The following is a 12,222-nucleotide window of genomic DNA, read 5'->3' as shown; positions in this document are numbered from 1 at the left end:
TATCTCATTAATACACAGGTTTTCATAGGATAGATAAATAAGTAGCCGCCCATTCCTGGGCGGCCTTTTTTTTTACCTTTCTGTCTTTTTAACGGTTTTTAGCGGCTGTCTTTCAGCCCGCCCCTTTCTTTTATTTAAATAATTCCTTAGTTTTATTGCTCAGGTCCTCAGACCCTTCTAACTGCAATGTATATACTATTAACTTAAAAATTCCATGGAACAATCCACTTACTCTCCCCGGAGAAAATTCCTCCGTAACTTATCGCTGGGAACCCTGGCTGCTGCTGCTTTACCAGACCTGTCCCTCGCCGCTGCACATGGCGGAAGCGCCAAAAAGATCACCTTGAAAAAGGACGCGGTGATCCTGTTTCAGGGTGATTCAATTACCGATGCCGGCCGTAAAAGAGACAATGATGAGGCAAATAATACCAATGCACTGGGCAATGGGTACGCATTTCTGGCTGCTGCCGCCTTATTGAAACAATTCCCTGACAAGAACCTGAAGATCTACAACAGGGGAATCAGCGGGAATAAAGTACACCAGTTGGCAGAGCGTTGGGACACTGACTGTCTGAATTTACAGCCTGATGTGCTCAGTATCCTGATCGGTGTAAACGACTACTGGCATACCCTCACAGGTGGTTATACCGGTACTATCAAAACATATAAGAATGACCTGACAGCCCTGTTAGACCGGACTAAGCAGAAATTGCCGAATGTGCAGCTGATCATCGGGGAACCTTTCGCGGTAAACCATGTGAGAGCAGTGGATGATAAATGGTTCCCGGCATTTAATGATTATCGTGCAGCGGCTAAGGAAATAGCGGGTAAGTATGACGCGGTATTTATACCTTACCAGGAAATTATGGATAAAGCGCAGAAATCTGCTCCGGGGAGCTACTGGACAGGAGATGGGGTGCACCCGAGCCTGGCTGGTGCTGAACTCATGGCAAGCAGTTGGCTGGAAGCTGTTAAATAACGAATTTATGACAGCGGGGTTCACTAACGAAAACCATTTTCAGCGGGAAAAAAGAATGTATCACAAATAGAACGACATCCTGAGAATTTTAAAACGATACCAGTTTCTACCAGGTATCCGGATAAAAAGGCCTGTATCATAAAATGATACAGGCCTTTGGGTTTAATACATCAGTTTATACACTACAGGGGTCACTATCCTCGACAACAATGTCGAACTAATCAACCCTCCAATCAATACAATCGCCAATGGTGCGATTAATGGATTCGTACTGATCGCAATCGGGATAAGGCCACCAATTGCCGTCAGTGACGTCAGCACAATTGGCAGGAACCTGATCTCACCAGCCTCCCTGATCGCATCCTCCAATGACTTGCCCTGCTCCCGTAATTGATTCGTGAAATCCACCAGCAGGATCGTATTCTTCACTTCAATCCCCGCCAGCGCGATCATACCAATAATCGCCACAAAAGACAAAGAATTCCCCGTCATCCACAGTGCCACCGCTGCTCCAACCACGCCCAGCGGTATCACAGACAACACGATAAACGTACTCTTAAACGTCCTGAATTCAAGGATCAACACCGCTATAAACATGAATACCGTCAGGATGATAATACTGGTAAAATCCCCAAAAGAATCCTTCCTCGACTCTATCTCGCCACCCATCTCATAAGAATAGCCCGCCGGTTTGGGCATTGCATCCATCTTTGCAATCACCTCATTCAGCACCTTATCCACCAGTACGCCCTTGTCTACAAAAGCGGTTACCGATACCACTCTTCTCTTTTCCTGGTGACTGATACTGATCGGCGAATTTTCCATTTTCAAATCCGCTACCTGGCTCAAAGGAACCGATTTCCCGTCATTCGTATTCACATAAAGACTATTGAATACATCCATCGTCGGCCGCCCGGTTTTATTCCGCGTCAGCAGAATATCATAATCATTATCGTTGTTATCTGCATAATGTCCGAGATTCAGGCCGGCCACTGCCAGTCTTACGGTACGATCTATATTCAGACTAGGTATACCCAGCTGCTGAGCCTTCTCCTTATTGATTACCACCCGGATATCACTCTTCAATAATTTGACGGGGTTATCTACATAAATAGTTCCCGGCGTTTTCCGCAACACTTCCTCCGCTTGTCCCGCCAGTTCCCGCAGGGTATCCAGGTTGTCGCCAAACAACCTGATCTCCACTGGTGCCGGTAATGCCGGCCCCTGCTCGAAATTCTTCACTTCTACCTTTGCTCCCGGATAAGGCGTCCACTGTTTACGTAACTTGTCTATCAAAACCAACTTATCTTCCGGAGATGTCTCAGGTTTCAGCTGCACAAAAATCTGCGCATAATCACTTCTTTCATTTTCCTGTATGATATTATAATATACTCTTGGATTCCCCCGGCCGATATTCGTAGAGAAGTATTGTATATCTTTTTCTGTCTTCAATACCTTTTCAATTTCCAGTGCGATCGTCTGTGTATATGGCAGGTTAGACTGTGCAGGTGTTGTGATGTTAATGAGGAATTGCGGCTTTTCTGAGGCCGGGAACAAACTAAACCCAATCACTTTGAACAAATAAATCGCTCCGCCAAAAATGATCACCGTTGCTACCACTGTTAGTACAGGGCGTTTCAATGCGCCATCCAGCAACCGGCTGTAACTGCCATGGATCAGGCGTTTCAGCGCACGCATAAAGATGTTTCCATCCGGATGCCCTGTGTGCGTTTTCAGCAATTTGCTGCTTAAAAATGGAATAATCGTCAACGATACAAGCATGGAAGCCAGTACACTAAAGATCACCGCCAGCGGTAACCCCCTGATGAAATCACCAGATCCTTCCGGCATAAACACCAGCGGCATAAAAGCTATAATCAACGCAGCCGTACAACCAATTACTGCCAGTCCAATCTGCTTTGTTGCTTTCAGTGTTGCATCCATCCTGTTATGCCCTTCCAGCATCCAGCGTTCTATATTCTCTACCACCACAATGCTATCATCCACGAGTAATCCTAATGCCACCACCAGACCTAAAATACTCAGCTGGTTCAGGTTATATCCAAATACATTCAACAGGATAATACCAATTGACAAAGACAAAGGAATGGAGATCATCACGATTAATGCTGGTCTGAAACCCAATGGCAGCAGGGTGATCGCCACCAGCAGGATAGCGATGATAAAGTCTTCGCCCAATCCACTCAGCCTCCTGTTTACATTTTCTGCCTGGTCAAAGTTCTGCACCAGGTCAATATTTGCAGGCAGCGTCTTCCTGAACTGTGCTATCACCGGACCGTATACCTTCTCTGTTTTACTGATGTTTTCACCTTCTTTCTGCGCGGCCACCAGGAACACACAACGATGCGCATTCAGGCGTGTAGCATAGGTTTCATCATTAAAACCATAGTATACATTAGCAATATCTTTCAGGAAAATATTCTTATTACTGTTGACGTTGATCACGGTATTCCGGATCTCATCCAGCGATTTGTAACTGCCACTGCTCTTAATATTGTATGAACGGTTGCCCGCATCAATGCTACCACCGGGTAAGTTCGCCATTTCTCCCTGCAGACTACTGATCACACTGTTCACAGAAATACCCATCTGTGCAATTTTCTCCATTTGTAGTTCAATGCGCACCTGCCTGTCCGGCACCCCATGTATCTCAACATTCTTAAGCTCTTTCAACCTTTCCAGTTCATCCTGCAACTTCTCCGCGTAATACTGCAATTTATCCATAGGCGCGTTTTCCGATACCAGTCCCAATTGCAGAATATTCACGTCACTAGGCTGGAACCGCATCACGTCAATCCGTATATTTTCCGGCAGCTCTCCGCGTTTTCCATTCACGACACGCAATACTTCCTGGTATTTCTCGTTTACATCGCTGCTATATTTATATTCTATCCTGATCACAGCCAACCCGTCTCCAATAGAGGTACGCACCCTTTTTACATTTTCCTGTGCATATAGTTCTTTTTCTAAAGGATCTACCACCAGGTCTTCCATATCTTTCGGACTGGTGCCTGGGTATACCACGATCACAGAATAAGTTGGGGCATGCATTTCCGGGTCTTCGGAACGGGGCATATTGAAGATCGTCATGATGCCCAGTGTAATGATCATGATAAAGATTATCAGGGTAAACTGATAATTCTTTACCGCATATGTTGAAATTTTCATGTGCTGATTGTTGTAACGATTAATCTTATTTTACACTGATCGGACTGCCATCAGTGAGATAAGCACTGCCGGAAATAATCAGAGCAGGAGCATTTTCGAGCCCTTTGGTGATGATCACGACGTCCTTTTCCATACCACCGATGGTGACGGTTACCTTTTTAGCGGTTTTGTTATCGGTGGTGATGAATACATACCCCGTGCTGCCATCTCCTTCCATCAATGCATCGTAAGGGATAGACCAGGGACCTTTTCCACTGCTGCTGTTTGCATCTTTCATCATTCCATTCGAACCAGTCCCGGCGGCCCTGCCGGAAATGTCAGCTGAATTGCCGGCACCTTCATTTGCACGATCCGTCATTTTACTGCTGCCTGTTTCAATTACCGCCGTTCCAAACATACCATAAGCAATTACGCCCGGCTCTACGCCATTCACCCGAATGTCTGCCTTAAACGTTCCGCTATTCTGATTCAATCCTTCTGTCTTCCTGACTACCGTGCCCTCAAAAGTCTTTCCTGTCAGGGATTCGATTTCCACCTTCGCTTTGTCCTGTTGCCTGATCGCTGCCCACTGCTTGTTACTCAGGTCTACGCGCAGCAACCAGTTCCCTGACTGTGCACCATTTGTTTCAAAAACTGCAGTTCCGGGTTGTACCAGTTGTCCTTCGCTTGCCAGCTTCCGCAACACATAACCATTAGAAGTAGCGCGGATCTGTGCATGACTGCGATTGAACTCAGCAGATTTATATTGTTCCTCTGCAATACTCATCCCGGTCTTTGCATTTTGTAATTGTTCCAGTGTGGCCACGCTATCCTGGTACAGGTGCAGCACCCGGTTATAATCACGCTGTGCTTTTTCAAAACCCAGTTGCGCCTGCATGACCTGTGCATTGATCTCGGTAGGATTAAGCGTAGCCAGAAGCTGCCCGGTTCTGATAGCATCTCCTTCTTTCACCAACAGGCTTTGAATGATGCCGCCAACTTTAAAAGAAAGCATGGTCTCGTCGTCAGTAGTAAATTGTCCCGAAACGGCGATAGCTGCGGAGCCTGCGCGCTGTCCATTCAGGGGGAGCAGTTTAACCGGAATAACTTCAGTAGCGGTTTTGTTTTCAGCCGCTTTGTTGTCGCCACAAGAGGCGACGAAGACAGCGAGAACGGGCAGTAGTAAGATGGCGTGAATAGTTTTCATATTTCGACGTTTAATATTGTTATTGTAACTCGTAAGCGAATGCTTGTGATTGAATGTTTGCCGCGGCAGTGTCAACATCTACGGAGGCGTAACTCCCCATTGTAAGCGGTAAGCGAATACCTGTGATTGAATATCTGCCCCGGCAGTTTCAACATCTACGGAGGAGTAACCAGCTATTGCAACCAATAGGCGAATGCCTGTGATTGAAAGTCTGCCGCGGCAGTGTCAACATCTACGGAGGCGTAACTCCCCATTGTAAGCGGTAAGCGAATACCTGTGATTGAATATCTGCCCCGGCAGTGTCAACATCTACGGAGGCGTAACCAGCTATTGCAACCGGTAAGCGAATACCTGGACTTAAGTATCAATCCTTGCAGTGTCCGCATCTGCAAAAGCGTAACTCCTATTGTAGCCGGTAAGCAGCAGCCTGTAATTCAATGTCGGCCATAGAAGTTTGTACACCCGCGAAGGCCACAGCCACCTGCAAGCGTGCATTTGTCAATTGATTCTGTGCATCCAGCAATTCCAGGTAAAGAAGCTGGCCTGCCTTATAAACCTTGAACTGATCACGGTAATATTTTTCAGCAAGCCCTAATTGGGTTTGTGCATTCTGGTAATTGGCTACCGAAGTATGATAGTTATTATAAGCAGTAGTCAGTGCAAACTGTAAGGCACTATAAGTTTCAGCATAGGCAGCATCCGCTGTTTTTATTTCCATCGCAGCCTGCTGTGCTTTATGCTTTTGCTGACCGGCTGTAAAGATGTCCCATTGCAGGTGTACTCCCCACAGGTAATAACGACTCTTATTGTCGATGGCCCAGTTAAAACCCTGTGATCCCAGATCCAGGAATGTGCTGAGCTTCGGCACCAGGTAAGCATTGGATTGCTTATACTGCAGTGTAGCGATTTTCCTTTGCTGTTCCAGTTGTGTCAGTTCCTCTCTCTTTGCAATGGTACCGGTATCTGCTATGGGTAGGAGGGCAGCGGCTACAAAGGCGTTACTATCCAGCAAGACGGTATCATTCAGTGGTTTGTTAAGAAGGAAATTGAAATATGCTTTCGCTAAAGTGCGCTGGTTTTCTGCGCTGGTAATGTTGGTAATGATCTTCTGCTGTTCTGCCTGGGAGCGGGTCAGGGCCGTCGTATTCGTCACCCCGTTAGCAATGAAACTCCTGTTTACCCTGATATTTTCATCCACCAGCAACATAGCGGCATTGTAGATTTCTACGGCGCGGCAACTCTGATAATACTGGTAGTAAGCAGTCTTCAGATCTTTTACAAGTTTACGTTTGTACACATTTACAGCAGCCTGTTGCAGCGAGATATTTTCCCTGCGGATCTTATTTGCATACCATATTTCCGTGTTGATGAGTGGAAGCGTAGTATGAAGTCTGGCGTCGTAGAAGTTGTCTGGATTCAGGAGCACAGACTGATTCTTCAGCTGGGGAAAGTTGTTCGTCCCGGTCAGCTGGTTCAGACTCGAATACACATTATTCAGCAAATCCCCGATCGGGATGTCGATAGTACGGCCACCGTCTGCCCTTGTGTAATCGCCAATCAGGCTTACACTCGGGTAAAAAAGTGATTTGGCTTCCTGCAGCGCGTACAGCGACTTATCCAGTTGGAAGTTGCGCTGCTGCAGGCCCTGGTTGCGTGAAAACGCTTCCTGAATGTAGTGCTCAAGCAGCGTATCCTGGGCAGAAAGGCGGAATGAAGCACCCAGTATAGCTAGAATGAACAAAAGTCTTTTTTTAATGTGTGTTGACATAATGAACACTGTTTAGTGAAAAGGTATAAAAAAAGACACGTTGAGTGTCAGTGTAAAAGAGCGGATTGTATGCCTGTGTCAATTATAAGATTGACACAGACAAATTATTTTAGAATGATCTGCATGAACTCCTGTAAGGCAGACTGGATAAGGACTGCCTGGTCCTCTTCAGTCATACGCGTCACTTTCATCCTGTCGCGTATCGTCAACGCAATAATGCCATGCCCCAGGCCCCAGAGAATCATCCCTGCCTGTACAGGATTTGAGAAACGGAGCTGGTCTTTGGCAGCATCGACTGTATCGAGCAGGAACTGGAATGCAACATGACAATTGTCCCATGAATCTTCTTCCTGAACCGCCTTCATGGGAGAACGCAGTATAAACATCAGGTCATACAGGTCCGGGTTGGCGATGCCATACTCGATATATGCCCGCAACAGCTCCCGTAGTCTTTCCACGGGATCATTTGAAACGACCATTGCCTGGAAATAGGCATGTATCTGGTCAAAGGCTTCACCCTGTATTTCATAAAACAATTCGTCTTTGTCCTTGTAATACAGGTAAATAGTGGCAGGGGAATATTCTATTTTTTCCGCAATATTCCGGATCGACGTTTTCTCATATCCATCTTTGATGAACATATCCATGGCGGCACCGATGATCAGCTTCCGCATTTCCTGCTTTTCCCGTTCTTTCCTGTCAGAAATCCCCATAATTAATTTCTTTACGATGCAAACTTACTGAACGGTGTTTAGTAAACCAAATAAAACGGTATTTTTTCTTTTGCCTGATGTTTTTGGGAGGGCTTTTCCATCTATTCCAGCAGCCTTATCTGGCACGTCGTTGCGCGTTTTTGTTACTTTTTATGCCTCCCGTGCGGCCAGGCTCACGGTCTTGTCCACTTGTGTAAAATCTACATCCTCTTCCACCGGCAGGCCCATTCCCCGCAATTTTCCCCTTGATTGGAAATAATTGAAGAAGATTTTTCTGGAATTATTTGGAATTCCAGATTAAACCACTGTATCTTTGCAACAGTTCTTTAAGATACCTTATCAAGAAAGGCAGAGGGAAATGGCCCTGCGAAGCCTTAGCAACCACCTTGTTCCACCAGACAAGAAAGGTGCTACATCCATCCCGGAGTATATCCGGGAAAGATAAGTCGGTAGATTTGATCGATATTACTCAATATACTTCCAAACTCACCTGACTATCCAGGTGAGTTTTTTTTATGCCCGCTCCTTTCTGATAAGCTCCCACAAGAACCCTGTTTAATCAATTTCTTCATCAACTAAAAAGCAAACCGATGAGTAACATCACTAACCTCCTTCATTCCATTCCGGTAGATCCATTAACCGGTGCGATCGCAGTACCTATCTACCAGACCTCTACATTTGTACAGGAAGCACCCGGCGTAAACAAAGGCTACGATTATGCCCGCACGAACAACCCTACCCGCGAAACGTTGGAGAAGATAGTAGCTGGCCTTGAAGGCGGCAGCACAGGTATCGCGTTCAGTAGTGGCCTCGCGGCCATCGATGCGGTACTGAAACTCCTTCGTTCGGGAGACGAAATCATTGCTGTAGATGATATTTATGGGGGCGCTTTCCGACTCTTCGACAAAGTGTACAGCAAGTTCGGTATTAAAGTTACCTACGTAGATACCAGCGATGTGCAAAACATACTGGATGCCCTCACGCCTGCCACAAAGCTGATCTGGCTGGAAACACCCACCAATCCGACGTTAAAAATTTCAGATATCGGGGCAATCGCGAAAATTGCCCGGGCTCACAAAGTCCTCTTTGCGGTTGACAATACCTTTGCTACACCCGTATTACAACAGCCATTGGCCCTCGGTGCTGATATTGTGATCCACAGTGCCACCAAATATCTGGGTGGTCACAGTGACCTGATTGCCGGTCTTGTCATCACCAGAGAAGCTGCCCTCGGTGCGGAGATCAGGTTCTATCAGAATGCCTGTGGCGCCATCCTGTCTCCATTTGACAGCTTCCTGCTGATTCGGGGTATCGAAACCGTTCACCTCCGCGTGCGGCAGCATTGTGCCAATGCAAAAGAGATTGCGTTGTTCCTGGAGCAGCATCCTCAGGTCGGCAAAGTATTTTATCCAGGCCTTTCATCACATCCTCACCACGAGATTGCCAGAAAACAGGCCAAAGGTTTTGGCGGCATCGTTTCGTTTACCCTGAAAACAGATACTGAGGCCGCCGCCCGGCAATTTGTAACCGGTACGAAGTATTTCAGACTGGCTGAAAGCCTCGGTGGTGTTAAGAGTTTGCTGTGTCATCCGGCGGCTATGACCCATAAATCCATCCCGGACGAAAAGAGAAGAGCCGCAGGTGTAGCGGATAGCCTCATCCGTTTGAGCGTTGGGCTTGAAGAACCGGAAGACCTGCTGGCAGACCTTGCACATGCCTTTTATCAAATTAAGCCCGAAGCGATCGCCATTTTTAACTGATAGTTCGTAGTTTGCAATACTGCAAACCATACTGAATGAAGAATTATCTGTTGTTGACCATCGGGGCAATATGTCAAAGCTGCTTACTTTTTGCACAGCAGGCACCCCTGACGGTACTGAAAGATGTCACACTCATAGACGGCAGCGGCGCACCCGTGCGCCAGCATGTAAATATGGTGATCCAGGCAGATAAAGTCGTGTCCTTTCCAGATACCCGGTACCTGCCTAAAAACGCCAGACGTATTAACATGAACGGTAAAACGGTCATGCCGCTGCTGATCAATGCGCATGGACACCTGGGACTTATAAAAGGAAATACAGCCAGTGCCAATAATTATTAAGAGGAAAATGTGAAACGGCAGCTGGAACAATATCTTCACTACGGCATAGGTGCTGTCCTGAGCATGGGTACAGACCAGCCATTGATCTGGCCTTTGCGCGACTCTTCACAGAAAGGCACTGTTCCCGGTGCAACCATTTATACCGCCGGATACGGGTTTGGGGCTAACGGTGGCGTGCCTCCCGGTGCATTTGGAAAATATATCCAACGGCCACTTACACCAGAAGCGGCAACAGCGGCTATGGAACAACTGGCAGCGTTACATCCTGATTTCGTCAAGATCTGGGTCGATGGCAATCCCAAAGTTACCCCGGACATCTACAAAGCCATTATTGAAACCGCACACGCACACCATATCAAAGTAGCGGCACACGTGTATTATTTAGAAGATGCCCGTGACCTCGTCGCTACCGGCATCGATCTGCTTGCCCACAGTATCCGGGACCAGGTCGTAGACGATGCATTCATACAACTGATGAAAGAAAAAGGAACTTATTACATTCCTACACTCTCCTTAGACAGGTATAACTTCGCATACAGCATAACGCCGCCGGACTGGATCAACGATCCCTTCTTTATTCAATCGCTGGAACCAGGTGTATACGATGACCTGAAAAAGATGCCGCAGAAAAACGATAAAGAAAGAGAGAAAAAGATCAAAGCATTCAACATTGCGTGCACCAATCTACGTAAATTAGATAGCGCGGGTATCCCTGTTTGTATGGGAACCGACTCGGGCGCACAACCCACAAGAGCACAGGGGTTCTCTGAGCACCTGGAGTTACAGCTGATGGCAGAAGCGGGGTTGTCTCCTTTGAAAGTAATTACCTGTGCCACCGCCAACGGAGCGCAGCTCTTAGAAGGTGCACATCAGGCAGGAAAACTGATACCAGGAAATAAAGCAGATTTTATGGTGCTCGATGGCAATCCGGCAGCGGATATCAAGGCCACCCGCAGTATCAGCGCAATTTGGAAAAATGGAAAGGAAATAAAATGAAATTAAACAGAAAGATCTTAGCCACTGGCCTCGTCGCGGGGTTGCTGGCCACCACAATGACCTTCGCGCAACACAAGAGCAAACGCTATCACAAGCCGGTCTCCCGGCCAAAGACCACTGCACCGGCAGGACTGGCATTTACTGCTACACAACAGGTACAGATCAGGAAGTCTTTTTACTTTCTCTACATGCTGGAAAGAAAGGGCGCATCACATGATGTAGTACAGAAAGATGCTGTGTTAAATGGCATTGCCGCAGAGAGAGAGACCCGTCTGCAGACGGCGGTTAATAATTGTACCAGTGCAGCCTGCCTGGGCGAAGCGCTGGAATGGACGCCTGATGAGATCAGGAGGGTGGGAGACCAGCTTGTAAACCTGGTGAACACCAATAGTGATATGACCGAAATGGTAAAAAGCCTGAAAGTGGTGAACCGTTACCCGGTATATGACGAGGAGAATGATACCGCGTATATCCGTAAAGTATGGTTAGATATAGTGACGGGCATGAATCACATTTACGAGGTGTATTTACAGGGACAGCAGCCCCGTTATGCAGCGATAGATAGCGCGTCCTTACAGCCATCCGATCTGCCCAAAGTGAAAGCAGGTTTATTGCGTAAAATGGGTGGGGCCTTCTATCGCCAGTCATTGCAGGGTGCCCTCACAGCACTTGAAGTAAACGGCAGAGATGAAGCAACCCGCTACGAGCCACTGTATGCCGGGAGTAATGCCGCAGCATTCAAAAGCTCCCGTTTAATTTACTGGAATGCTTATAAATACAGTGTGATACTGGTACCCGGCGCAGGTCCTGGCAAGAAAGGACAGAGCATTGATTCAGTCGGTGTATATCGTTGTAAACTGGCGGTAGCTGCTTATAATAATAAGCTGGCCCCCTACATCGTCGTTTCCGGCGGGCACGTACACCCGTACAAAACACCTTTCAGTGAAGCTGTAGAAATGAAAAAGTACCTGGTAACGAAGTTAGGTATTCCGGATAGCGCAATCATCATAGAACCACATGCGAGGCATACAACAACTAATATCAGGAATACGGAAAGGCTGATGTATTTATTTAACATGCCGGCCGCGAAACCGGGCCTGATCATTACCGACCCGATGCAATCAATGATGATTGAACGGATGGGGCCACGTTTCGTGAAGGAAATCGGCTATGTACCGTATAAAAGCATGGAAAGGGTAGACGAAACGACCAACAGGTTTCTGCCAGATGAAAAAGCGTGGCAGGAAGATCCTAATGATCCGCTGGATCCGTGATCCAATTCCTCGTTGG

Annotated in this window: 9 protein-coding genes and 1 riboswitch; of the genes, 5 read left to right on the top strand and 4 right to left on the bottom strand. The window is 47.0% G+C overall.

Features of this window, described 5'->3' with window-relative positions:
* Nucleotides 1-214: 214 nt before the first annotated feature.
* Entirely contained in the window at nt 215-979 is a 765-nt protein-coding gene (locus ABDW33_RS29230; RefSeq protein WP_343693638.1) for an SGNH/GDSL hydrolase family protein, read from the top strand.
* 162 nt (nt 980-1,141) lie between these two features.
* On the opposite strand, the gene ABDW33_RS29225 is transcribed toward ABDW33_RS29230, so the two are convergent.
* The 4 genes from ABDW33_RS29225 to ABDW33_RS29210 form a co-directional block, all read right to left on the bottom strand.
* Nucleotides 1,142-4,168, bottom strand: coding sequence for an efflux RND transporter permease subunit (locus ABDW33_RS29225; RefSeq protein WP_343693637.1), 3,027 nt, complete (start codon nt 4,166-4,168; stop codon nt 1,142-1,144).
* A 25-nt stretch (nt 4,169-4,193) separates the two neighbouring features.
* Nucleotides 4,194-5,354 carry an efflux RND transporter periplasmic adaptor subunit gene (locus ABDW33_RS29220; protein WP_343693636.1) on the bottom strand — a complete coding sequence of 387 codons (1,161 nt, stop codon included), beginning with the start codon at nt 5,352-5,354 and terminating at the stop codon, nt 4,194-4,196.
* 403 nt (nt 5,355-5,757) lie between these two features.
* Nucleotides 5,758-7,122 (bottom strand): TolC family protein, encoded by a 1,365-nt coding sequence (locus ABDW33_RS29215; RefSeq protein ID WP_343693635.1) that lies wholly within the window; start codon nt 7,120-7,122, stop codon nt 5,758-5,760.
* A 104-nt stretch (nt 7,123-7,226) separates the two neighbouring features.
* On the bottom strand, nt 7,227-7,835 hold the full coding sequence (locus tag ABDW33_RS29210) for a TetR/AcrR family transcriptional regulator (protein WP_343693634.1): 609 nt from the start codon (nt 7,833-7,835) through the stop codon (nt 7,227-7,229).
* Between the two features lie 333 nt (nt 7,836-8,168).
* Nucleotides 8,169-8,283: riboswitch (SAM riboswitch) on the top strand.
* Between the two features lie 142 nt (nt 8,284-8,425).
* Here ABDW33_RS29210 and ABDW33_RS29205 point away from each other — a divergent pair.
* Genes ABDW33_RS29205 through ABDW33_RS29190 form a run of 4 tightly spaced genes read left to right on the top strand, consistent with a single transcriptional unit; the run spans nt 8,426 to nt 12,206 of the window.
* On the top strand, nt 8,426-9,595 hold the full coding sequence (locus ABDW33_RS29205) for a PLP-dependent aspartate aminotransferase family protein (protein WP_343693633.1): 1,170 nt from the start codon (nt 8,426-8,428) through the stop codon (nt 9,593-9,595).
* Between the two features lie 35 nt (nt 9,596-9,630).
* The gene (locus ABDW33_RS29200) at nt 9,631-9,936 is read left to right on the top strand and encodes a hypothetical protein (protein WP_343693632.1); all 306 of its coding nucleotides are present in this window, start codon (nt 9,631-9,633) and stop codon (nt 9,934-9,936) included.
* A 9-nt stretch (nt 9,937-9,945) separates the two neighbouring features.
* Nucleotides 9,946-10,932 (top strand): amidohydrolase family protein, encoded by a 987-nt coding sequence (locus ABDW33_RS29195; protein WP_343693631.1) that lies wholly within the window; start codon nt 9,946-9,948, stop codon nt 10,930-10,932.
* Complete coding sequence (locus ABDW33_RS29190) at nt 10,929-12,206, top strand: YdcF family protein (protein WP_343693630.1); 1,278 nt, start codon at nt 10,929-10,931, stop codon at nt 12,204-12,206. The genes ABDW33_RS29195 and ABDW33_RS29190 overlap by 4 nt, the downstream gene beginning before the upstream one ends.
* Nucleotides 12,207-12,222 lie beyond the last annotated feature (16 nt).

Origin of the sequence: Chitinophaga sp., assembly GCF_039596155.1 — a bacterium.
In the GTDB taxonomy this organism is placed as follows: Bacteria; Bacteroidota; Bacteroidia; order Chitinophagales; family Chitinophagaceae; genus Chitinophaga.
The sequence above is the reverse complement of the archived record's forward strand: the minus strand, read 5'-3'. Positions and strand labels throughout refer to the sequence as shown.

Excerpts from the sequence above, each read along its gene's own strand:
- ABDW33_RS29230 (WP_343693638.1), top strand. The coding sequence starts at position 215 with ATGGAACAATCCACTTACTCTCCCCGGAGAAAATTCCTCCGTAACTTA.
- ABDW33_RS29220 (WP_343693636.1), bottom strand. The coding sequence starts at position 5,354 with ATGAAAACTATTCACGCCATCTTACTACTGCCCGTTCTCGCTGTCTTC.
- ABDW33_RS29225 (WP_343693637.1), bottom strand. The coding sequence starts at position 4,168 with ATGAAAATTTCAACATATGCGGTAAAGAATTATCAGTTTACCCTGATA.
- ABDW33_RS29190 (WP_343693630.1), top strand. The coding sequence starts at position 10,929 with ATGAAATTAAACAGAAAGATCTTAGCCACTGGCCTCGTCGCGGGGTTG.
- ABDW33_RS29200 (WP_343693632.1), top strand. The coding sequence starts at position 9,631 with ATGAAGAATTATCTGTTGTTGACCATCGGGGCAATATGTCAAAGCTGC.
- ABDW33_RS29210 (WP_343693634.1), bottom strand. The coding sequence starts at position 7,835 with ATGGGGATTTCTGACAGGAAAGAACGGGAAAAGCAGGAAATGCGGAAG.
- ABDW33_RS29215 (WP_343693635.1), bottom strand. The coding sequence starts at position 7,122 with ATGTCAACACACATTAAAAAAAGACTTTTGTTCATTCTAGCTATACTG.
- ABDW33_RS29205 (WP_343693633.1), top strand. The coding sequence starts at position 8,426 with ATGAGTAACATCACTAACCTCCTTCATTCCATTCCGGTAGATCCATTA.